The sequence below is a fragment of the Streptomyces sp. B8-7 genome (assembly GCF_058833805.1).
The window spans coordinates 251,488-272,880 of sequence record NZ_JBYRRL010000004.1 but is presented as its reverse complement, the minus strand read 5'-3'; the positions used below and the strand labels follow the sequence as shown (position 1 = coordinate 272,880).

General features: G+C 72.7%; 18 protein-coding genes, 1 tRNA gene and 1 pseudogene. 10 read left to right on the top strand and 10 right to left on the bottom strand.

Features of this window, described 5'->3' with window-relative positions:
* The first annotated feature begins 80 nt into the window (after positions 1 to 80).
* Positions 81 to 1,318, top strand: a protein-coding gene (locus AC5K6T_RS21090; RefSeq protein WP_493209579.1) for an IS3 family transposase whose coding sequence is annotated in 2 segments (ribosomal slippage) — positions 81 to 410 and positions 413 to 1,318 — 1,236 coding nt in all. Because the reading frame shifts where the segments join, the coding sequence is not laid out codon by codon here.
* On the opposite strand, the gene AC5K6T_RS21085 is transcribed toward AC5K6T_RS21090, so the two are convergent.
* The 4 genes from AC5K6T_RS21085 to AC5K6T_RS21070 all read right to left on the bottom strand — a co-directional run bounded on the left by AC5K6T_RS21085 (position 1,296) and on the right by AC5K6T_RS21070 (position 4,151).
* Entirely contained in the window at positions 1,296 to 1,715 is a 420-nt protein-coding gene (locus AC5K6T_RS21085) for a DUF4365 domain-containing protein (protein WP_493211247.1), read from the bottom strand. The two genes, AC5K6T_RS21090 and AC5K6T_RS21085, sit on opposite strands and share 23 nt — an antisense overlap.
* A 291-nt stretch (positions 1,716 to 2,006) precedes the next feature.
* Positions 2,007 to 2,080 (bottom strand) — tRNA-Pro (locus AC5K6T_RS21080).
* Between the two features lie 33 nt (positions 2,081 to 2,113).
* The gene (locus AC5K6T_RS21075; RefSeq protein WP_493211245.1) at positions 2,114 to 2,902 is read right to left on the bottom strand and encodes a Pr6Pr family membrane protein; all 789 of its coding nucleotides are present in this window, start codon (positions 2,900 to 2,902) and stop codon (positions 2,114 to 2,116) included.
* A 322-nt stretch (positions 2,903 to 3,224) separates the two neighbouring features.
* Positions 3,225 to 4,151, bottom strand: a complete 927-nt coding sequence (locus AC5K6T_RS21070) for a metallophosphoesterase (RefSeq protein WP_493211243.1) — start codon at positions 4,149 to 4,151, stop codon at positions 3,225 to 3,227.
* Positions 4,152 to 4,499: 348 nt separating this feature from the next.
* Between AC5K6T_RS21070 and AC5K6T_RS21065 the strand changes: the two genes are divergently transcribed.
* Positions 4,500 to 4,964 carry a GatB/YqeY domain-containing protein gene (locus AC5K6T_RS21065; protein ID WP_493211241.1) on the top strand — a complete coding sequence of 155 codons (465 nt, stop codon included), beginning with the start codon at positions 4,500 to 4,502 and terminating at the stop codon, positions 4,962 to 4,964.
* 181 nt (positions 4,965 to 5,145) lie between these two features.
* Here AC5K6T_RS21065 and AC5K6T_RS21060 read toward each other — a convergent pair whose 3' ends face one another.
* Entirely contained in the window at positions 5,146 to 7,440 is a 2,295-nt protein-coding gene (locus AC5K6T_RS21060) for a transglycosylase domain-containing protein (RefSeq protein WP_493211240.1), read from the bottom strand.
* Positions 7,441 to 7,847: 407 nt separating this feature from the next.
* Between AC5K6T_RS21060 and wblA the strand changes: the two genes are divergently transcribed.
* Positions 7,848 to 8,186, top strand: a complete 339-nt coding sequence (wblA, locus tag AC5K6T_RS21055; RefSeq protein WP_063608098.1) for a transcriptional regulator WblA — start codon at positions 7,848 to 7,850, stop codon at positions 8,184 to 8,186.
* Positions 8,187 to 9,067: 881 nt separating this feature from the next.
* On the opposite strand, the gene bagB is transcribed toward wblA, so the two are convergent.
* Both bagB and bagA read right to left on the bottom strand, forming a co-directional pair.
* The gene (gene bagB / locus AC5K6T_RS21050; RefSeq protein WP_493211239.1) at positions 9,068 to 10,396 is read right to left on the bottom strand and encodes an ATPase BagB; all 1,329 of its coding nucleotides are present in this window, start codon (positions 10,394 to 10,396) and stop codon (positions 9,068 to 9,070) included.
* Positions 10,393 to 11,370 (bottom strand): ATPase BagA, encoded by a 978-nt coding sequence (gene bagA / locus AC5K6T_RS21045; protein WP_493211238.1) that lies wholly within the window; start codon positions 11,368 to 11,370, stop codon positions 10,393 to 10,395. The genes bagB and bagA overlap by 4 nt, the downstream gene beginning before the upstream one ends.
* Before the next feature lie 349 nt (positions 11,371 to 11,719).
* On the opposite strand from bagA, the gene sp36 reads away from it, so the two are divergent.
* The 4 genes from sp36 (at position 11,720) to AC5K6T_RS21025 (ending at position 15,250) form a co-directional block, all read left to right on the top strand.
* On the top strand, positions 11,720 to 11,881 hold the full coding sequence (gene sp36 / locus AC5K6T_RS21040) for a Sp36 family protein (RefSeq protein ID WP_003975360.1): 162 nt from the start codon (positions 11,720 to 11,722) through the stop codon (positions 11,879 to 11,881).
* Positions 11,878 to 12,345 carry a RidA family protein gene (locus AC5K6T_RS21035; RefSeq protein ID WP_493211237.1) on the top strand — a complete coding sequence of 156 codons (468 nt, stop codon included), beginning with the start codon at positions 11,878 to 11,880 and terminating at the stop codon, positions 12,343 to 12,345. Before sp36 ends, AC5K6T_RS21035 begins: the two co-directional genes overlap by 4 nt.
* 1,088 nt (positions 12,346 to 13,433) lie before the next feature.
* A complete protein-coding gene (locus AC5K6T_RS21030; RefSeq protein WP_493211236.1) occupies positions 13,434 to 14,423 on the top strand; it encodes an NUDIX hydrolase in 990 nt (329 codons plus the stop codon).
* On the top strand, positions 14,420 to 15,250 hold the full coding sequence (locus AC5K6T_RS21025) for an MBL fold metallo-hydrolase (RefSeq protein ID WP_493211235.1): 831 nt from the start codon (positions 14,420 to 14,422) through the stop codon (positions 15,248 to 15,250). Before AC5K6T_RS21030 ends, AC5K6T_RS21025 begins: the two co-directional genes overlap by 4 nt.
* A gap of 59 nt (positions 15,251 to 15,309) precedes the next feature.
* Here the strand turns inward: AC5K6T_RS21025 and AC5K6T_RS21020 are convergent.
* Together AC5K6T_RS21020 and AC5K6T_RS21015 are read right to left on the bottom strand one after the other, a co-directional pair.
* Positions 15,310 to 16,160: pseudogene (locus AC5K6T_RS21020) on the bottom strand (nucleotidyltransferase); the annotation flags it as partial.
* Between the two features lie 89 nt (positions 16,161 to 16,249).
* Positions 16,250 to 16,924 carry a Crp/Fnr family transcriptional regulator gene (locus AC5K6T_RS21015; protein ID WP_279549319.1) on the bottom strand — a complete coding sequence of 225 codons (675 nt, stop codon included), beginning with the start codon at positions 16,922 to 16,924 and terminating at the stop codon, positions 16,250 to 16,252.
* 708 nt (positions 16,925 to 17,632) lie between these two features.
* Here AC5K6T_RS21015 and nth point away from each other — a divergent pair.
* From nth to AC5K6T_RS21000, 3 genes are all read left to right on the top strand, one after another.
* Positions 17,633 to 18,706 carry an endonuclease III gene (gene nth, locus AC5K6T_RS21010; protein ID WP_493212154.1) on the top strand — a complete coding sequence of 358 codons (1,074 nt, stop codon included), beginning with the start codon at positions 17,633 to 17,635 and terminating at the stop codon, positions 18,704 to 18,706.
* Positions 18,707 to 18,773: 67 nt separating this feature from the next.
* Positions 18,774 to 19,469 (top strand): NUDIX hydrolase, encoded by a 696-nt coding sequence (locus tag AC5K6T_RS21005; protein ID WP_493211234.1) that lies wholly within the window; start codon positions 18,774 to 18,776, stop codon positions 19,467 to 19,469.
* Between the two features lie 132 nt (positions 19,470 to 19,601).
* Positions 19,602 to 20,804, top strand: a complete 1,203-nt coding sequence (locus AC5K6T_RS21000) for a MarP family serine protease (RefSeq protein WP_493211233.1) — start codon at positions 19,602 to 19,604, stop codon at positions 20,802 to 20,804.
* 155 nt (positions 20,805 to 20,959) lie between these two features.
* Here the strand turns inward: AC5K6T_RS21000 and AC5K6T_RS20995 are convergent, their stop codons facing one another.
* The gene (locus AC5K6T_RS20995; protein ID WP_493211232.1) at positions 20,960 to 21,139 is read right to left on the bottom strand and encodes a hypothetical protein; all 180 of its coding nucleotides are present in this window, start codon (positions 21,137 to 21,139) and stop codon (positions 20,960 to 20,962) included.
* Positions 21,140 to 21,393 lie beyond the last annotated feature (254 nt).

The following is a 21,393-nucleotide window of genomic DNA, read 5'->3' as shown; positions in this document are numbered from 1 at the left end:
GTAGAGGGAGGGGACCTGTCCCCGAGTGGTGGACACCTCTGAGCCCGGCCCCGGCAGGGGCCGGGTAGGAGGCATCTTTTATGGTGATGAAGGTCTACTCGCCCGAGTTCAAGGCGGACGCCGTCGCGCTGTACCTGTCGGACCCGGGCCACACCTTCGAGGGCATCGGCAAGGACCTGGGGATCAGCCGGGAGACGCTGCGTAACTGGGTACGGACCGAACGGGCCCGCCACGGCGGGGGCAGTACGACGAGCACGAGCACGGAGAAGAACACGGTGGATTCCCCGCCGACGGCCGAAGAGCTTCAGGCCGAGAACGAGGCCCTGCGCCGTGAGCTGGCGACGGTGCGCAAGGAGAACCAGAAACTGGCCACCGAGCGTGACATCCTGCGCAAGGCCACGAAGTTTTTCGCACAAGAGATGACCTGGTGACCAGCCGCTTCCAGTTCGTCGAGGACCACCACCACGCCTGGGGCGTGAAGCGGTTGTGTCAGGTGCTGGAGGTCGCCCGCTCCAGCTTCTACAAATGGCGGGCCGGACGCGCAGCCCGTGCCGCCCGCGAGCGGGCCGATGCTGCTCTCGCCGAGCGGATCAGGGCCGTGCACACCGAGTGGGACGGCACCTACGGCCGCCCCCGTATCACCGCCGAACTGCGCGACGAAGGCGAGCTGGTGAACCACAAGCGCGTCGGACGGGTCATGCGCAAGTACGGCATCGCCGGCCTGCGACTGCGCAGACGCCAGGTCACCACCGTGCCCGAACCGTCCGCCACCCCGGTGCCGGACCTGTTCCGGCGCGACTTCACCGCGAGCGCCCCGAACCTGAAGTACGTCGGGGACATCACCTACCTGCCGGTGGGCGACGGCGAGTTCCTGTATCTGGCGACAGTGATCGACTGCTTCTCGCGCCGCCTGGTGGGCTGGGCGATCGCCGACCACATGCGCACCTCACTGGTCGCCGACGCACTCCGGGCAGCCGCCCGGGTCCGCGGCAGCCTGGCCGGATCCGTCTTCCATAGCGATCACGGAGCCCAGTACACCTCCCGCCAATTCGCCGATGCCTGCGCCGAGTTGGGGGTACGGCAGTCCATGGGCGCGGTTGGCACGAGCGCGGACAACGCACTCGCCGAGAGCTTCAACGCCGCCCTCAAACGCGAGACGCTCCGCGGCGCCCGCCGCTTCGACGGGACGCACGCCTGCCGCCTGACGGTCTTCCGCTGGGCCACCCGATACAACACCCGCCGACGGCACTCCGCGAACGGCCAGCAGGCACCGATCGCCTACGAACAGCAGTCAGCTACCCTGACACTCGCCGCATAACAACACGAACAGGTGTCCACTCCTCGGGGACAAGGCCCGAGGACCAGTAGCCGTGGCAAGCAAGGACGATCGAGTCTGGCTGGTGGATCACCCAGCGACCGATGTCGGGCGGGACTATGAGGAGCGCAAGGTGAGCAGGTGCTGAGCGCTCAGGGTCACGCAACTTGTCGTAGGTCTCGATGTCCAGGTCGAAGCTGTAGCCGCTTCTGATGGCGCGTGGGTTCTGTGTGCATTTGAGCTGGATATCGACCATGAGGCCGCGCGAGCGCAGTGTGACGTCGACCCCGTCCTTGTCCACGTTCCAGTCGCAGATCGTGTACCCGCCTTGTGTTGCTAAGGCATGCACATACGCGCGACTGACTTGTTCCTTCTGCCAGCTCGTTGCCCCAGCAGCCATGCCCACCCCCCCCGGTCGCGTGATCGCGAGGATAAGTGGGATCGGAGGGTGAGGGAATACCGCATCCACGACCCATCACTGGGCGTCCTCGCTGCCTTGCTCTGGGGTATCCCGATTGGCGAGTGCACAGGTTCAGCCGTGTGACGGCTGCTGGGTGCTGCCCTCACGATGTAGGACCGTCTGGGAGAAGCCGACCAAGATCTTCTCCCAGATTTCTCCCAAACGATCACCGGAGACGCAGGAAGGGCCTGATCCGTTTCCGGATCAGGCCCTTGACCTGGTATTTCTCTGTCGGGGTGGCGGGATTTGAACCCACGACCTCTTCGTCCCGAACGAAGCGCGCTGCCAAGCTGCGCTACACCCCGATGTCGCTGCTTGTCGCGGCGACGACGTTTACTTTAGCCCACCGGGGGCTGGAGACGAAATCCGGTTCTGCCTCGATGGCGGACCGGGTTCGGGCGGATGCGGTCGAGGACGACCAGGAGGACGGCCAGCGCGTAGAAGGACAGGCCGAGGAGGAGGGCGTTGCCCAGGACGGCCTTGTAGCCGTGGGCGTCGACGTCGAGGAAGGAGTAGAGGTAGCGGCCCTGCGGGGTGCCGGGCAGCAGGAGCACGCCTCGCGTCAGGGAGAAGACCAGGTAGGCCATGGGATAGATCAGCCAGGTCGCCGCCTGGCGCAGTTGGAGGCGGCCGGGAGTGGTCAGCAGCAGCCAGTCGAGGACCGCGGCCGCGGGGACGACGGTGTGGAGGACGTGGTTCGAGACGGCGTGCCAGCCCGTGGGGGCGGCGGCGTTGTCAGCCATCGAGAACGGGCTCGACGCGTTCGCCAGCAGCAGGTGGTAGACGAGGCCGGTGATCGCGGCGTAGAGCAGAGCGGCTCCGGTCAGGCCTCCCGGCAGCGGCCGGCGTGCGCTCCAGGCGCGGCGCGCTGAGGAGAGCATCACCAGGGCCAGCAGCAGACTGGCCTGGACGGTGAAGAAGCTCAGGACGCGCAGCGGGGTGCCCAGCAGCATCTCGATGGTCACGCCCCCGATCGCCAGCAGGGCGGTCAGCAGGCGGAACGCGGCGATGAGGGGCCGGCGGACCGGCGCCACCACGGCCGCTGCGGGGACGGGCGAGGGGAGCAGCGCGGGCGTGCCCGGGATCGCGGGGAGGTCCGGCATGTCCCTGGGTATCGGGGCGGTCATGCTCACACGCTAGGCATGTCCGTCATATCGGGCGATGCGGAGCGGGCTGTACGGGTTACTCCCGCCTCGGTCGCGTCCCCGGCCCCGGTGGCCCCCCCCGGACCCGGCCCCGTCTCATCCCGCCTCGGCCCTCCGACGTCGGCCCCTGCCCCCTGCCCCCTGCTCCGCCCCGGCTCCGGCTCGTGACCTGGGCGGCTCGGATCGGGCCGAGACCGGGCTCAGGTGTGGATCCCACCGGCCCGTCCGGACCCGGGGGCCGTGCCCGGCGTGGTCCGGCCGGTTCCGAGGGGATCCGCGGCTACGGCAGCCGGGCCCCGCCGCGCTACTCCCGCCCCACCAGCGTCAGCAGCGTCGCCTCCGGCGGGCAGGCGAACCTCACCGGGGTGTAGCGGCTCGCACCGCAGCCCGCCGAGACGTGCAGGTGCGCCGTACGGCCTTCCGCGGTGTGGGTGGACAGGCCCTTGACCCGGTCGGTGTCCAGGTCGCAGTTGGTGACGAAGGCGCCGTAGAAGGGCAGGCAGACCTGGCCGCCGTGGGTGTGGCCGGCCAGGATCAGCGGGTAGCCGTCGGCGGTGAAGGCGTCCAGGCTGCGCAGATACGGTGCGTGCACCACGCCCATCGAGAAGTCCGCCGTGCCGGACGGGCCGCCTGCCACCTCCGCGTACCGGTCCCGCTTGATGTGGGGGTCGTCCACACCGGTCAGCTCGACCGTCACACCGTCCGCCTTCAGCACGCCCCGCGTGTTCGTCAGGTTGATCCACCCGGCCGCGTCGAAGCTGTCCCGGAGGCCTTCCCACGGCAGGTGGACGACGCCCTTGGCGGGCGGGTTGCCGTTGAGGCCGTGCCGGCCCTGCACCTTCTCCACCAGGTAGAGGGCCGGGTTGCGCAGCTTCGGCCCGTAGTAGTCGTTCGAGCCGAAGACGTACGCTCCCGGGAACTCCATCAGAGGCCCCAGCGCGTCCAGCACCTCCGGCACCCCCTCCGGGTCGGACAGGTTGTCCCCGGTGTTGATCACGAAGTCGGGGCGCAGCCCGGCCAGGGACCGCAGCCAGCGCTGCTTCTTGCGCTGACCGCTGACCATGTGGATGTCCGAGACGTGCAGCACGCGCAGCGGGCGCATGCCCGCGGGGAGCACGGGCACGGTGACCCGTCGGAGGCGGAACGAGCGGGACTCGAAGCCCGCCGAGTAGAGGAGGCCGGCGGCCGCGACCGCCGTGATGCCGAGGGGTACTCCGTAGTGCGCGCGCATGCGTCCATCGTGTCAGACCCTCAGGTCCGGCCGTGTGCGCGGCCGTCCGGGCACACGCGCATACGAGCGCACGCGCATACGGGCGCACGCGCACCCGGGCGAACGAGGAGAGCGACCGGAGGACCGGAGGAGAGGAAGCGGGCGTGCGAGGAACCGGGCGTGCGGCTGGTTGCCGCCGGGCCCGCCCTCCCACCGTGCCTGCCGCCTGCCGCCTGGAGTGTCACCGTGCTGCCGCTCTGCCATGTCATCGTGCTGCCGTCGCGGTCGGGGGCCGGTCCGGGGCCGGCGTCGGCAGTGCTGCCGCAAATGCGGGGGCGGCGCTGCCGTCGCACCTGCGACAATCAGGCCATGACCACGCTCAAGTCGAAGCTTCAGGAAGACCTCAACGCCGCGATCAAGGAGCGCGACGAGCTGCGCTCCTCGACGCTCCGGCTGACGCTCGCCGCGATCACCAAGGAGGAGGTCGCGGGCAAGGAGAAGCGCGAGCTCTCCGACGACGAGGTGCAGAAGGTGCTCACCCGCGAGGCGAAGAAGCGCCGCGAGGCGGCGGAGGCCTTCGCGCAGGGCGGCCGCGCCGAGCAGGCCGAGCGGGAGAAGGCGGAGGGCGAGGTCCTTGCCGCGTACCTGCCCAAGCAGCTGTCCGACGAGGAACTGGAGCAGATCGTCGCCCAGGCCGTCGAGGAGGCCAGGGCGGCCGGGGCCGAGGGCCCGCGGGCCATGGGCGCGGTCATGAAGATCGTGAACCCCAAGGTGGCCAGCCAGGCCGAGGGCGGCCGGGTCGCCGCCGCGGTCAAGAAGCTGCTCGCGGGCTGACACCCGTCCTCGGCGCCGGCCGCGGCCATCGGGGCCGGCCGGCCGAGTCGTACGACGGCGGGGCGCCCCTCCCAGAAGGGGGGCGCCCCGCCGTCGTGTGCTCCGGACCTGTTCCTCGGCCTCAGGCCTCGGCCCCGGCGGGCCTCGGTTCCGGCCTCAGCCCAGGGCCTCGGCTCCGGGCTCAGGGAAAGATGCCGGAGTTGCCGTTGCCGCCGTCGGCGGTCCCGTCGTTCCCGCCGTTGCCGGTGCCCTGGATCCAGCCCTCGGGGATGGTGAAGGAGGGCGAGGGGAGCCCGCCGCCGCCGAGCAGGCCGCCCCGGTCGTCGCCGTTGCCGTTGTCGTCACGGCCTCGGCCGCCTCGGCCCCCGTCGCGGTCCCGGTCCCGGTCCTGGTCCTTGTCCTCCTCCTTCGGCGGGTCCGGGATGTCGACGAGGTTGAAGGGGGGAGCGTCCTTGCCCGCCAGCGCGCCGGTCATCATGTCGCGCCAGATCGGGCCGGGAACCTGGCCGCCGAAGACCTTGTCGTGCCAGACGCCGCCGATGGTGATGCCCTCCATCTTGCGGCTGTGCGCCGGGTCCCCGACCCAGACGGCACCCGCCATGTTCGGGGTGTAGCCCACGAACCAGGCGGCGAAGCGCTCGTCGGTCGTGCCCGTCTTGCCCGCGCTGGCGCGGCTGCCCAGGCCGGCCTGGGTGCCCGTACCGTCCTCGACCACGCCGCGCAGCAGCGTGTTCACGGTGTCGGCCGTGGTCTCGGACATCGCCCGCGAGCAGGTCGACTTCGGGACCTCCAGGGACTTGCTCTCCCCGCCGACGCGCTGGCTGATCGACTCGATGGCGATCGGCGTGCAGTACATGCCCCGTGCGGCGAAGGCGGCGTAGCCGTTCGCCATGGTCAGCGGGGACATCTCCTGGGTGCCGAGGGCGATCGACGGGCCTTCCTTCATCTTGTTGCCGTCGGCGCGCTCGACGCCCATCTTCTTCGCCATGTCGATCACCGGACAGATGCCGATCTCACTGATCATCTCGACGAAGTAGGTGTTGACGGACTTCGCCGTCGCTTCCTTCATGTCGTACGGGCCGGACTCGGACCTGTTCTCGTTGGTGAGCGAGATGCCCTTCTCGTTCCACGTCCTGCCGTCGCAGGCCTGGACCGGGCTCGGGTAGTCCATCTCGTACGGTGAGTCGTAGACCTTCGTCGCCGGCATACCGCCCTCCATGGCGGCCGCGGCCACGATCGGCTTGAACGTCGAACCGGGCTGGTAGCCGACGCCGCCGCCCATCGCCTTGTCGACGGAGAGGTTGATCTGCGTCTCGTTCTTGCCGAAGCCGTACGGCCGTGACTGGCCCATGGCGAGGATCTTGCCGGTGCCGGGCTCGACGATGGTCGCGGCCGTCGCCACCTCGTCGTTCTGGTTCACATGGTCCTTGACGGACTGCTGCACCGACTGCTGGGCCTGCGGGTCCATGGTCGTGCGGATGGTCAGGCCGCCCTGGTTCCAGATCTTCGCCCGGTCCTCCCTGGTCTTGCCGAAGACCGGGTCGCTCAGGAACACCGCGCGGACGTAGTCGCAGAAGAAGCCCGCGCCCTTCACGGCGGTGATGCAGCCGTTCTTGGGCCGGCTGACCTTCAGGCCGAGCGGCTTCTCCTTGGCCTCGTCGGCCTCTTCCTGGGAGATGTCGCCGACCTCGGCCATGCGCTGGAGCACCGTGTTGCGCCGCTTGGTGGCCTCCGTCTCGTCGTTGACCGGGTCGTACCGGCTGGGCGACTGGACGATGCCGGCGAGCAGCGCGGCCTCCTGGACCTCCAGGTCCTTGGCGTGCTTGGAGAAGTAGCGCTGGGAGGCGGCCTCGACGCCGTAGGCCTGCTGGCCGAAGAACGTGATGTTCAGGTAGTTCTCGAGGATCTTCTTCTTGCCGAGTTCCTCCTCCACCTGGATCGCGTACTTCAGCTCCTTGATCTTCCGGCCGATGGTCTGCTGGGTGGCCTGGGCGACCTTGGTGGGGTCGTCGCCGGCCTCCTCCACGAAGACGTTCTTCACGTACTGCTGGGTGAGGGTGGAGGCGCCCTCGGCGACACCGCCGCTCTGCGCGTTCCGGTTGACCGCGCGCAGGACGCCCTTGAGGTCGACCGCGCCGTGCTCGTAGAAACGCGCGTCCTCGATCGCGACGATCGCCTTCTGTACGTACGGCGAGATGTCCTTGAGCTCGACCACCGTGCGGTCGCGCGAGTACACCGTGGCGATCGCTCCGCCCTGGGCGTCGAGGATCGAGGTGCGCTGGCTCAGCGGCGGCGTCTTCAGGTTGGCCGGGAGTTCGTCGAAGCTCTCCGCCGACCCCTTGGCCGCGAGCCCCAGCGCGCCGACTGCGGGCAGCGCGATACCTGCCATGACGGCACCGGCCAGCACACTGACACCGAGGAACTTCGCGGCCTGCTGCGTGGGCGACAGGCCCCCGCCCGAGGGCTTCTTTGGCATAGGGGCAGCCTACGTTCTCATTCGCCGGACACGCGTATAGGCCTTGGCCTAAGCTGCTCTCAACTGTCACAACAGCGCGGTCATGTATCAATACGTCCGGCGACGCCGAATCGTTTCGGATGTGACCGACTTTTTTCGTGACGGCGTGTCCGAATCCGCCTTGTGTGTCACAGGGTGTCCGTTGTGGCACGGCTGAAGCATCCCCTTTTGTGGGGATCGTCACGCATGTCGCCCGCTCACTCCCGCGGGTGATCTGCCGCTTACGCATAGTCCGTTCGGGCCATTCAAGATTGGGCCCGAAGGGGGTGTTGCGCTGCCCCCACCTTCCGTAACGTCCTCAACTGGCGGCGGTGAATATGCCGCTGCCGCCGTGGGGGAGCCTCGATTCGGGAGAGGACGGCGCCGGTATGGGCTGGGTAACCGACTGGAGTGCGCAGGCGGCCTGCCGCACTACCGATCCGGATGAACTGTTCGTTCAGGGAGCAGCGCAGAACAGGGCCAAGGCGGTGTGCACGGGATGCCCGGTGCGCACCGAATGTCTGGCCGATGCGCTCGACAACCGCGTCGAGTTCGGCGTGTGGGGAGGCATGACGGAGCGGGAACGCCGCGCACTGCTGCGCAGGCGCCCCACGGTGACCTCCTGGCGCCGACTGCTGGAGACGGCTCGTACGGAGTACGAGCGCGGGGCCGGCCTGGTGCCCCTCGACGACGACCAGGTGTACGAGAACTACGCGGCGGTGAGCTGAGGCCGAGTGCAGGCCCCTCCTCGCTGACGGCCTGCGGACCAGGCCCATCGGCCGAGGGCAGACACGGCCACCGCCGTCCAGGCCCTGCCGAGCCCCGGCGCCCGCTGCCGAGTGCCGCTCCGGATGCTGCCCGGGGCTGCCGAGGCCGCTGAGCCGAGTCCTACCGGACTCCGCGCCACCGGTCCGACTCCGCGCCACCGAACCGGCTCTGCGCTGGTCTGCACGCCTGCCTGTGACGTGCTTCCTGCGCTTCCCGCGCCGCGGAGTGCCTCCTGTCCGTTCCCTGCTTCCGGTCCGTTCTGTGCCTCCTGGCCGGTCCGTGCCTCCTGTGATTCCTGTGTCTCTGTTGCCCTCGCCGTCCGGTGTCCGTCCGGGTGTCCGTCCGGGTGTTCGTCCGAATGTTCGCCTTTGGTGCGCGCCGTCGTGTGCCTTCGGCCGGCGTGTGGTTCGGCCGGTCGGGTACCGCGGTGCCCGCTGCCGATGCCAGGGTCCGGACGCGATCCGGGCCCACGACGCGGCGGCCCGTGACACGGCGACCCGCGGCCCGCGCACCGTCGGCCGGCGACGCGCCGTTCACGACCCTGCGCCCTGCCCCGGGCACCGGGCGGCGCCCCGGCCGTCGGCCGCGGGGCAACGGCGCGACCACAGGACCGCGTGACCGTCGAGGTCGTACGGCCGGCTCGCTGCGGGCCCGCCGTCACCGCCGTGCGGGCGGCCGCGGCGCCTTCCGCCGCTCGGCCGGGTGGCCGAGGCGTGGCTCCGCCGCCCGGACGAGCGGCCCCGGGCGGCCTGCGCCGGCACTGGCTCCTGCTCACCGGCTCCTGCTCACCGGCTCCTGCGCACCGGCTCCTGCGCACCGGCTCCTGCGCACCGGCTCCTGCTCACCGGCTCCCGGGTTCGGGCAGCTCCGGCCGGTTGGCGGCGAGCCGCTCGCCGATGTCCCGCAGCCCGGCGAGGTCGTGCACATCGCTGGGCAGCGCGGCCACTTCCGCCACCGCCACCTCGGGGTGGAGCGACGTGAAACGGTCACGCGTGCGCTGCTCGCGGGACAGCAGATGCATGCGGTCCGCGTGCAGCCTCAGCAGGCCCGCGGTCAGTTCTTCCGCGGACCGGTCAGGTTGTGGGTCGGGTCCGGTGCCCTGGGCGGCACCGGCGACGGCGTCCGGTTCGGGGGAGTGGGAACAGCCGTCGTGCTCGGGGGAGTTACGAACGTCAGCTTTCCCGTCCCGCTGATCGACAATGCGGGACTCCTCAAGATTTTCCGCGGCGGCCAGCGCCCGCTCGGCCGACAGCCGGGCGGCGCCGCTGCCATGCACCCGGTTGAGCACCAGACCCGCGAGCGGCATGTCCTCGGCGGCCAGGCGCTCCACGAAGTAGGTGGCCTCGCGCAGGGCGTCCCGCTCCGGAGCCGCGACCACCAGGAACGCCGTCCCGGGCGCCTGGAGGAGCTTGTACGTCGCGTCCGCACGGGTCCGGAACCCGCCGAACATCGAGTCCATGGCGGCCACGAACGTCTGGACGTCCTTCAGCAGCTGCCCGCCGAGCAGTTTGCCGAGGGCGCCGGTCATCATCGACATCCCGACGTTCAGGAACTTCATCCCCGCCCGGCCGCCCACCTTCGCCGGCGCCAGCAGCACACGGATCAGCTTGCCGTCCAGGAAGGAGCCCAGCCGCTTCGGCGCGTCCAGGAAGTCCAGCGCCGAACGGGACGGCGGCGTGTCGACGACGATGAGGTCCCACTCGTCCCGCGCACGCAGCTGGCCCAGCTTCTCCATCGCCATGTACTCCTGCGTGCCCGCGAAGCCCGCCGAGAGCGACTGGTAGAAGGGGTTGCTCAGGATCGCCGAGGCCCGTTCGGCGTCCGCGTGCGCCTCGACGATCTCGTCGAAGGTGCGCTTCATGTCCAGCATCATGGCGTGCAGTTCGCCGCCCGCCGTGTCGTCGATGCCCTTGACCCGGCGCGGGGTGTTGTCGAGCGAGTCGATGCCCATGGACTGAGCGAGGCGGCGGGCCGGGTCGATGGTCAGCACCACCACCTTGCGGCCCCGCTCGGCCGCCCGCAGGCCGAGGGCCGCCGCGGAGGTCGTCTTGCCGACCCCGCCGGAGCCGCAGCACACGACGATGCGCGTCTGCGGGTCGTCGAGCAGCGGATCGAGGTCCAGTACGCGTGCGGGGGACAGATGCCGGTCCTGGGCGGTGTCCGCGCTCATGCGATCCCCTGCTTCCGCAGCTCGGTTGCCAGTTCGTACAGCCCCGCCAGGTCCATGCCCTCCGCCAGCAGCGGCAGCTCGTGCGCCGGCAGGCCCAGCTCGCCGAGGACGGCCCGCTGCTCCTGCTCCAGCGCGTGCCGCTCCGCGTACTCCGAGGCCTGCTCCAGCAGCGGGCCGACCAGCCGCTCCGCGTTCCCGCCGCGGCGCGCGCCGCCGAGACCGGCGGCCGACAGCGACCGTGCCACCGCCGTGCGCGGCAGCCGCCGTACGAGATCCAGGCCGGCCGCGTCCAGCACCTCCGGCCGCACCATGTTCACGATGACCCGGCCCACCGGGAGCCGGGCGGAGCGCAGCTCGGCGATGCCGTCGGCGGTCTCCTGGACCGGCATCTCCTCCAGCAGGGTCACCAGGTGCACGGCCGTCTGCGGCGACTTCAGCACCCTCATCACGGCCTGCGCCTGATTGTGTATCGGGCCGATCTTCGCCAGCCCCGCGACCTCGTCGTTGACGTTCAGGAAGCGCGTGACGCGGCCGGTCGGGGGCGCGTCCATCACCACGTGGTCGTAGACGAATCGGCCGGCCCGGTCCTTGCGGCGGACCGCCTCGCACGCCTTGCCGGTCAGCAGCACGTCCCGCAGTCCGGGCGCGATCGTGGTCGCGAAGTCGATCGCGCCCAGCTTCTTCAGGGCTCTGCCGGCGCCTCCGAGTTTGTAGAACATCTGGAGGTAGTCCAGCAGGGCCAGTTCGGGGTCGATGGCGAGCGCGTGCACCTCCCCGCCCCCGGGTGCGACCGCGATCTTGCGTTCCTCATAGGGCAGCGCCTCTGTCTCGAAGAGCTGTGCGATGCCCTGCCGGCCCTCGACCTCGACGAGGAGCGTCCGCTTCCCCTCCGTGGCCAGGGCCAGCGCTAGGGCTGCGGCCACCGTTGTCTTGCCGGTACCGCCCTTGCCGCTGACAACCTGGAGCCTGCTCACGTCTTCGAGCGTAACCAGTCCGGCCGCGCAGCAGTCAGAGGCTGTGGACAACCGGCCACGCCCGCCTGTGGAGAAACGGTTCCTGAGCAGGGCGGACAGGGCGTGCGAGCCCGTTTCGGCCGGGTTCGCTCCTGCTTCCGGTCCGGTCCGGGCCCGATGCGGCCCCGCCCTGCCCTGGCGCGGCCCCGCCTCACTCTGCCCTGCTGCATAGTATGTTGCGGTTTGCCACGATATGGGCGAGGGGGGTTCCGGACCGTCCGGGACGGCGGCCGCGGGCCCCGGCGGCGCGGGGCGGACCCGGCGGCCACCCGCTGCGGCGGGCCCCGCCGCAGCGGCTACAGTCGGCCCCATGACCAAGTGGGAATACGCAACCGTGCCGCTGCTCGTCCATGCCACGAAGCAGATTCTGGACACCTGGGGCGAGGACGGCTGGGAGCTCGTCCAGGTCGTGCCGGGCCCGAACAACCCCGAGCAGCTGGTGGCCTACCTGAAGCGGGAGAAGCAGGCGTGAGCGCGGTCGAGGCGAAGATCGCCGAACTCGGGCTGACGCTGCCGCAGGTGGTGCCGCCGCTGGCCGCGTACCAGCCGGCCGTGCGCAGCGGCGCCTACGTGTTCACCGCGGGCCAGCTGCCCATGGTGGACGGCAAGCTTCCGCTCACCGGCAAGGTCGGCGCGGAGGTCACCCCGGAAGAGGCCAAGGACCTGGCCCGGGTCTGCGCCCTGAACGCGCTCGCGGCCGTGAAGTCGGTCGCCGGTGACCTGGACCGCATCGCGCGCGTGGTGAAGGTCGTCGGCTTCGTGGCGTCGGCCTCGGACTTCACCGGCCAGCCCGCCGTCCTCAACGGTGCCAGCGAGCTCCTGGGCGAGGTCCTCGGCGACAAGGGCGTGCACGCGCGCAGCGCGGTGGGTGTCGCGGTGCTGCCGCTGGACGCGCCGGTCGAGGTGGAGATCCAGGTGGAGCTCACCGAGGCCTGAGCGCCTGCCGCCAGGCCCGCGGCCGGGTCCCGGAGCCCGGCGCGCCCGCGCCTTCCCGGCCCGGCCGCGGGCTGCTGCGGGGCCCGCCGACGGCCCACCGGTCCCGGCGCGGCCTCCCGGCCTCCCCCGACGGCCCGGGCTCCCCATCAGCCCTCCGGCAGGGATCCCGGCCCCGGAGGACGATCCCGGCCCCGGGCCCGGAGGACGCCCGGCGGCAGCCGGGCCGCACCCGCCGACGACATGGCCGGCCTGCCGGGCGCGGCTCCTCCGGCTCCCGCCACGGTGCGCCCGGCCCGGCCCGGCCCGGCCCGGCCCGCTCGACCGGTCCTCCGCCGGGCCCCTGGCGCGGCCGCCCTGCCCCCGGACGCGGTCCGGCCCCGGCCTGCCTGCCAGGCCGCCTCGCCGGCCGCTCACGTCCGGCTCCGCCGGCCGTCGGCGCCCGTCGGCGGCCGTGGGCCGTCGGGCGTCGGCCGTCAGCGGTCCGCCGTCGTCAGTCGTCCGCCGCCGTCCGTCGGTCCGCCGGTTGCCGGCCACCGGCCACGGGTCGCCCTAGGCCAGCCGTTCGCCTGCCGCCTGCCGCCTGCCGCCTGCCGCCTGCCGCCTGTCGCCTGCCGCCTGTCGCCTGTCGCCTGCCGCCTGCCGCCTGCCGTCCGTCGCCGGTCCGCCGGTCCGGCCTGTTGTCGGCACCGGCCACTGGTCGCCTGGCGCCCCCCGCCTGCCGTCCGTCGTCGGTTCGCCTTTTGTCTGCCGCCCTCGCCTGCCGTCCGTCGCTGTCGTCTGCCGCCCGTCCCCCGTCCCCCGTCCCCCGTCCCGTGTCGCCGGCCTCCGCCGCTCGCCGCCGTGGCCCGCTGCCCGGCCTCCCGGCGAGGCGCGTTCGCGCGCCGCCGCTGCCGGTGGTGCCTCCGCCCGCTCGCCGCGCACCGTGGGCGAAGACCGTTCCGTCCTCGTCCCCCGTCGCCGTCCCCCGTTTCCATCCCGTTCGTCGTCGCACCCGCACGGTGCATCCCCTCCGCGGCCCCCGGCCGGCCGCGTGTCGCCTCCGTCGGACCCCTCTCGAACATCCGCCCGCCACGGGATAGCCTCCGGCCATGGCGAACGGTCAGTGGTACCCCCCGCAGTGGCCCGACCGGATCCGCGCGCTCGCGGAGGGCACGCTCACCCCGGTGCAGCCCCGGCGCGCGGCCACCGTGATGCTCCTGAAGGACGGGCCCGGCGGCCCGGCCGTGCATCTGCTGCGCCGACGCACCTCCATGGCCTTCGCGGCCGGCGCGTACGCCTATCCGGGCGGCGGCGTCGACCCGCGTGACGACGACCTCCGGGTGAGCTGGGCGGGCCCCACGCGCGCGTGGTGGGCCGAGCGGCTGGGGGTGGACGAGCCGGGCGCCCAGGCCATCGTGTGCGCCGCCGTCCGGGAGACCTTCGAGGAGGCCGGTGTGCTGCTCGCCGGGCCCGCACCGGACACGGTCGTCGGCGACACCACCGGCGACGACTGGGAGGCCGACCGGGTGGCCCTGGTCAGCCGCGAGCTGTCCTTCGCCGAGTTCCTCGACCGCCGCGGCCTGGTGCTCCGTTCCGACCTGCTGGGCGCCTGGACCCGCTGGATCACCCCGGAGTTCGAGGAGCGCCGCTACGACACCTGGTTCTTCGTCGCCGCCCTGCCCGTCGGCCAGCGCACCCGCGACGTGTCCACCGAGGCCGACCGCACGGTGTGGCTGCGCCCGGCGGACGCCGCGGCCGGCTACGACCGGGGTGAGCTGCTGATGATGCCGCCCACCGTCGCCACCCTGCGCCAGCTCACCGCGTACGCCGCGGCCGCCGACGCGCTCACCGACGCCCCCGCCCGGGACCTGGCACCCGTGCTCGCGCAGGCGCGCCTGGAGGGCGGCGAGATCATCCTGACCTGGCCGGGCCACGACGAGTTCACCAAGCACGTGCCGGCCGCCCCCGCCGCGTCCCCGGCGGCCGGCTCCCGTACGACGCCTCCGGCAGCCGCTCCGGCACAGCCCCCGGGCCCGGCACAGCCCCCGTCCCCGTCCCCGGCCCCGCCTTCGACCTCGACGGGTGGAGCCTCCTCATGACCGACGCGAGCACCCTGCCCGGACAGCCGCGCGGCCGGGTCCTGTCCGGCCCCGCGACCGCGCGGGCCGTGAACGTACTCGCGCCCAACCCCTCCGCGATGACCCTGGACGGCACCAACACCTGGATCCTCGCCGAACCCGATTCCGACCTGGCCGTGGTCGTCGACCCCGGCCCGCTGGACGAGGGCCATCTGCGCGCGGTCGTGGACACCGCCGAGAAGGCCGGGCGGCGCGTCGCGCTGACCCTGCTCACGCACGGCCACCCCGACCACGCGGAGGGCGCCGCCCGGTTCGCCGAACTCACCGGCACCCGGGTGCGTGCCCTCGACCCGTCGCTGACCCTGGGTGAGGAGGGCCTCGCCGCCGGGGGCGGCATCGAGGTGGGCGGCCTGGAACTGCGGGTCGTACCGACCCCGGGGCACACCGCCGACTCGCTGAGCTTCCACCTCCCGGCCGACCGGGCGGTCCTGACCGGTGACACCGTCCTCGGGCGCGGCACGACCGTCGTGGCGCACCCCGACGGCCGCCTCGGCGACTACCTGGACTCGCTGCGCCGCCTGCGGTCGCTGACGGTCGACGACGGCGTGCACACCGTGCTGCCGGGCCACGGGCCCGTCCTGGAGGACGCCCAGGGTGCGGTGGAGTTCTACCTGGCCCACCGCGCCCACCGGCTCGCCCAGGTCGAGACGGCCGTGGAGGACGGCTACCGTACGCCCTCGCAGGTCGTGGCCCATGTGTACGCCGACGTGGACCGCTCCCTGTGGCCCGCGGCCGAGCTGTCCGTACGGGCCCAGCTGGAGTACCTGACGGAGCACGGCCTCATCTGACCGGAGGCGGCCCGCCGCGTGCCCGCAGCCGTGGGCCACGGCCCGGCCGTCGCCCTCCCGGGGCCGGGGGGTCTCGTGCCGTGCACGCGCGTGTACTCCGCCGCCGGCCAGGGCCCCGGGTCGTCGACGTGGGCGCGCAGCGCGCCGGGGTCGTCCACGGGCTCGTGGCCGAGACGGGCGGCGGTCCGCAGCTGCCCGCCGCGCTCGGGGTGGTACCGGGCGAACGTCTCGGCCATCTCGTGCAGGTCGCTGGTCCAGCCGTTCCAGCGCGGCATGACGAGGGTGAAGGCTGTGCGTACCAGGTGCCGGGAGAGGTGCCGGGAGAGGTGCCGGACCAGGGTTCGCCGCCGGCCGGGTGTCGCGGCCGAGGCGATGCGCTCCCGCCGGCGCGGCGGCAGCAGGGCGAGGTCGCCGTTGGTCTCGCGGGCCGGCCGGGTGCCAGGGCGGTAGCGCGGCAGGTACCCGGCGAGGTCCTCCCCGAGCAGCGGGGTGCACAGGCGGGCCGCGAACCGGTCCAGGTCGTACGTCGCCGGGTCGCTCAGCAGCCGCGCCCGGCCGAACGGCAGCGTGCCCACGCCGTCGATCTGCCCGAACCGCCGGTCGAGCTCCTCCTCCCGGCCCGTACGGCGTCCCGGTCCGCGTCGGCCGGCTCCTCGGGCAGCGCCACCAGCAGGTCCAAATCGCTGCGTCCCACGCGCGGGGTGCCGCGCGGCACCGACCCGTAGGGGCAGGCGCTGTGCAGCCGGTTCCCGAAGAGGTCCAGCAGCCCGTCCCGGGCTGCGGCGACGACGGGCCGGAAGGCGGGCGGGACCAGTCCCGGGGAGCCCTCGCGCTCGATGCAGCCCCGGCTGTCGAGGCCGGGGCGCTCGGGCCGCGGGGTGCGCCGGGCGCGGCGGACCGTCTGCGTCATGGGTCCACTGTGCCCTGGGCCGGGCACGGCGGCGGTCCGTGTCGGGCGCGGAGGGCGGGAACGTCACCGGCCGTTCAGACCGGCGGCACTCACCGGGAGCGCTTGGCGAGCCGCTCCACGTCCAGCAGGATCACGGCCCGCGCCTCCAGACGCAGCCAGCCGCGCTGGGCGAAGTCGGCGAGCGCCTTGTTGACCGTCTCGCGGGAGGCACCGACCAGCTGGGCGAGCTCCTCCTGCGTCAGGTCGTGGACGACGTGGATGCCCTCCTCGGACTGCACGCCGAAGCGGCGGGAGAGGTCCAGCAGGGCGCGTGCGACCCGGCCGGGCACGTCGGAGAAGACCAGGTCCGACATGGCGTCGTTGGTCTTGCGCAGCCGGCGGGCGACGGCGCGCAGCAGCGCGGAGGCCACCTCGGGGCGGACGTTCAGCCAGGGCTGGAGGTCGCCGTGGCCCAGACCCAGCAGCTTGACCTCGGTCAGTGCGGTGGCGGTCGCCGTACGGGGGCCCGGGTCGAACAGCGACAGCTCGCCGATCAGCTCGCCGGGGCCGACGACGGCGAGCATGTTCTCGCGGCCGTCGGGGGAGGTGCGGTGGAGCTTCACCTTGCCCTCGGTCACCACGTACAGCCGGTCGCCCGGGTCGCCCTCGTGGAACAGGGAGTCGCCCCGTGCCAGGGTCACCTCGCTCATGGAGGCGCGCAGCTCCGCGGCCTGCTCGTCGTCGAGGGCCGCGAAGAGCGGATTGCGCCGCAGGACGTCGTCCACGAGTTCTCTCCTTGTCGACCTGCTCAGGGGATCTTGCTCCCCCGGTGTACCAGGGGACCGTGGTGCCCATTTTGCGGGACAGTCCAAACAGTGTGATCTGTCACAAGGATGCCGCACTGGTGTCCGCTGGTAAGCGGCAGGGGTCCAATTGGGGGCCGATCTTCAGGGTCCGGGGCGGATGTCGGCGCCGGGCCGTAGGCTGGCCGGGTGTCCGAAACGCCGGTGAGAGCGCAGGCCGAGGGGGCTGGGCGGATGGTGGTACGGCGGGATTCCGCTGTGGGCGAACAGCCTCCTGACGGTGACGGGGAAGCGGCGGACGCGGCCCGGAGGACCTCCGGCGCGAGCAGGGCGAGCGGCCGGACGAAGGCCGTTCCGGCGGAGCAGGCACCCCCTGCGAAAGAGGGCGTCGAGACCGGGAAGGGCGTCGCAGTGGAGAAGCCGGCAGCCAAGAAGACGGCGAAGAAGACGGCGAAGAAGACGGCAGCGCAGAAGACGGCGGCGAAGAAGACGCTCGCGAAGAAGGCGCCCGCCGAGCCGACCGCGGGGAAGGCGACCGCGAAGAAGGCTGCGGCGGGGGGTGCCGCGGGAAAGTCCGCTGCGAAGAAGGCGGGTGCCGCGACGAAGGCGGCTCGCGGCGGGGCCGCCGCGAAGCGAGCCACCGGGCGGGCGACGGGAGAGACGCCCGCGAAGGCCGCGGCCGGGGCCCCTGTGAAGACCGCGACCAGGTCCGCCGCGAGGCCTGCGGCCAAGGCTCCCGCCGGGCCGGCGGCCGGCTCCGCGGGCGGACCCGCGGTCGGGTCCGCCGAGTCCGCCCGGAAGCCGGCGAGGAAGCTCGCGAAGAGCCCCGCGAAGAGCCCCGCGAAGAAAGCCGCGCCGAAGACGGCGCAGAAGACGGCGCCGAAGACGGCGAAGAGAGCCGCGAGGAAGCCCGCCGTGCTGACCGGCGGGGCCGGAGCCGCCGTGGCCGCGGCTCCCGCGTCGACGATCGCGGCGGCGTCGCCGAAGCCGGGCGAGACGCGGACGGCACTGGTGCGCCGGGCCCGCCGTATCAACCGGGAACTCGCCGAGGTCTACCCGTACGCCCACCCCGAGCTGGACTTCGACAACCCCTTCCAACTGCTGGTCGCCACCGTGCTGTCGGCGCAGACGACCGACCTGCGGGTGAACCAGACCACCCCGGCGCTGTTCGCGAGGTACCCCACCCCGGAGGACCTCGCCGCAGCCGACCCGGAGGAGGTCGAGGGCATCCTGCGCCCGACCGGGTTCTTCCGCGCCAAGACCAGGTCGGTCATCGGCCTGTCGAAGGCGCTGGCGGAGCAGTTCGGCGGGGAGGTGCCCGGCCGGCTGGAGGACCTGGTCAAGCTGCCCGGCGTGGGCCGCAAGACGGCGTTCGTCGTGCTCGGCAACGCCTACGGCCGGCCCGGCATCACCGTGGACACGCACTTCCAGCGGCTGGTGCGGCGCTGGCGGTGGACCGACGAGACCGACCCCGACCGGATCGAGGCCGCGGTCGGCGCGCTGTTCCCGCGCGGCGACTGGACGGACCTGTCGCACCACGTGATCTGGCACGGCCGCCGCATCTGCCATGCCCGGAAGCCGGCCTGCGGCGCCTGCCCCATCGCCCCGCTCTGCCCGGCGTACGGCGAGGGAGAGACCGACCCGGAGAAGGCCAGGAAGCTCCTGAAGTACGAGAAGGCGGGCCTGCCCGGGCAGCGCCTCAACCCTCCGCAGTCCTACCTGGACGCGGGCGGCCGGGCCGCGCCGCCGCTGGGGGCCGGGTGACCGGCGGCCGGGCGGGGGAACGATCACGGCGGGTCCCGGCGTTGGACCGGGTGGAGCGGGGGTGGCCATGAGGCGCGGGAGCCATACGCAGGGCGGACCGGTGGCGCTGAGCAAGGACGGGCTGCCGGACTGGCTGGATCCGGTGGTGCGCGCCGTGGAGACGGTGAAGCCGCTGGAGCTGAGCCGCTTCCTGCCGCCGGAGGACGGTGCGGGCCGCCAGTCCGCCGTGCTGATCCTGTTCGGCGAGGGCGAGCGCGGGCCCGAGCTGCTGCTGATGGAGCGGGCCGGTTCGCTGCGCTCGCACGCCGGCCAGCCGGCCTTCCCCGGGGGCGCCCTGGACCCGGAGGACGGCGACCCGCAGACCGTCGGCCCGCTGCGCGCGGCCCTGCGCGAGGCCGAGGAGGAGACCGGGCTCGACCCGGCCGGTGTGCAGCTGTTCGGCCTCCTGCCGCGGCTGTACATCCCGGTCAGCGGCTTCGTGGTCAGTCCGGTCCTCGGCTGGTGGCGGGAGCCGACCCCGGTCGGCGTCGTGGACCCCAACGAGACCGCCCGGGTCTTCACGGTCCCCGTGGCGGATCTCACGGACCCCGGCAACCGCGCCACCACCGTCCACCCCAGCGGCCACAGAGGACCGGCATTCCTGGTCGAATCGGCCCTCGTCTGGGGGTTCACGGCCGGTGTGATCGACCGTCTGCTGCACTTCTCCGGCTGGGAACGCCCCTGGGACCGCAGCAAGCAGGTCCCGCTCGACTGGCGCTCATGACAGGGTGGCCACCACGCGGGCCGTACGGGCGACAGCCGTACGGGGGACACTGTGTCCGTTCGCCGGGGCGCGGAGGTCCGGTGCCCCGGCCGGACGGAGCGGACGGAAGATGACGAGGCGAGGCCCGAAGCAGTGAACGTGCTGGACATCCTGTTGCTGGTCGCTGCCGTGTGGTTCGCGATCGTCGGCTACCGCCAGGGGTTCGTCGTCGGCATCCTGTCGGTGATCGGCTTTCTCGGCGGCGGACTCGTCGCCGTCTACACCCTGCCCGTCATCTGGGACGCGCTGACCGACAACGCCGAGGTCGGTACGACCGCCGCCGTCGTCGCGGTCGTCGTCGTGATCGTCTGCGCCTCCGTCGGCCAGGCCCTGACCACCCACCTCGGCAACAAGCTGCGCCGCCACATCACCTGGTCCCCGGCCCGCGCCCTGGACGCCACCGGCGGCGCCCTCGTCAACGTCGTCGCCATGCTCCTGGTCGCCTGGCTCATCGGCTCCGCGCTCGCGGGCACCACCCTGCCGACCCTCGGCAAGGAGGTGCGGAGTTCCAAGGTGCTGCTCGGCGTGTCCCGCGCGCTGCCCGACCAGGCGGACACCTCCTGGTTCGCGGACTTCTCCTCCGTCCTCGCGCAGAACGGCTTCCCCCAGGTGTTCAGCCCGTTCGCCAACGAGCCGATCACCGACGTACGGCCGCCCGACCCCGCCCTGGCCGAGAGCGCCGTCGCCGCCCGTGCCAAGCGCTCCATCGTCAAGGTGATGGGCACCGCGCAGAGCTGCGGCAAGGTCCTGGAAGGCACCGGCTTCGTCTTCGACGACCGCCGGGTGATGACCAACGCGCACGTCGTCGGCGGCGTCGACGAGCCGACCGTCCAGATAGGCGGCGAAGGCCGCCGCTACGACGCCACCGTCGTCCTGTACGACTGGAAGCGCGACATCGCCGTCCTGGACGTGCCCGACCTGAACGCGCCCGCGCTGCGCTTCGCCTCCGCCGACGCCGGGAGCGGCGACGACGCGATCGTCGCCGGATTCCCCGAGAACGGCTCGTACGACGTGCGCGCCGCGCGGGTACGCGGCCGGATCCCGGCCGACGGACCCGACATCTACCACCGCGGCACCGTCCGCCGCGACGTCTACTCGCTGTACGCGACCGTCCGCCAGGGCAACTCCGGCGGCCCGCTGCTCACCCCCGAGGGCGACGTGTACGGCGTGGTCTTCGCGAAGTCCCTGGACGACGCCGACACCGGCTACGCCCTCACGGCCGACGAGATCGCCGCGGACATCACCGAGGGCCGCACCGCGACCCAGCAGGTGGGCAGCGACAGCTGCGCGCTGTAGGCCCGTACCGCGGGGACGGCGTCGGCCGGCCGGGCGGTGACGGCCTGTGAGGTGGCGGCGCGCGCGGGGCGGTGCCGGTCACGGGGCCGGCACCGCCGTGGCGGGGTGCCGGCCGTGGGAGGCGGCAGCGGTCGGGGCGGTGAGCTCTGCCGACGTCAGCCGCGGGGATGGCGCAGGCGTACCGAGACCCAGCGGGCCCGGCGGCGCAGGATGCGCGGGATCCCCACCGGCAGGCCGGTCCCCGGTGACTGCGGGGTGCCTCGCTGGCGGGTGCTCAGGGAGCGGCCCGAGCGGCGGTTGCGTGCTACGTCACTGTAGTCGTGCGTCCAGCCCATACCCCGACGTCTGCCCCCGCCCCAAGGTCGATAACCTCCGCCGTGCACCCCAGTTGGAGTATGCGCCAGGCAATTGGCCGTTCGACGGACAGGTGTTCCGGCCGCCGGTACCGGGCGCACGGGGGCCGTCACGCACCGAAGGCGAAACGTTGCCGTACCGGCACCCGTTCGGGTGGTGCGACGCCTCCACCGGGGGCGGGGCAGGCGGTTGTCCCGGCCCCGGAGCCGGCCGCGGGGACCGGTTCAAGCGGTCC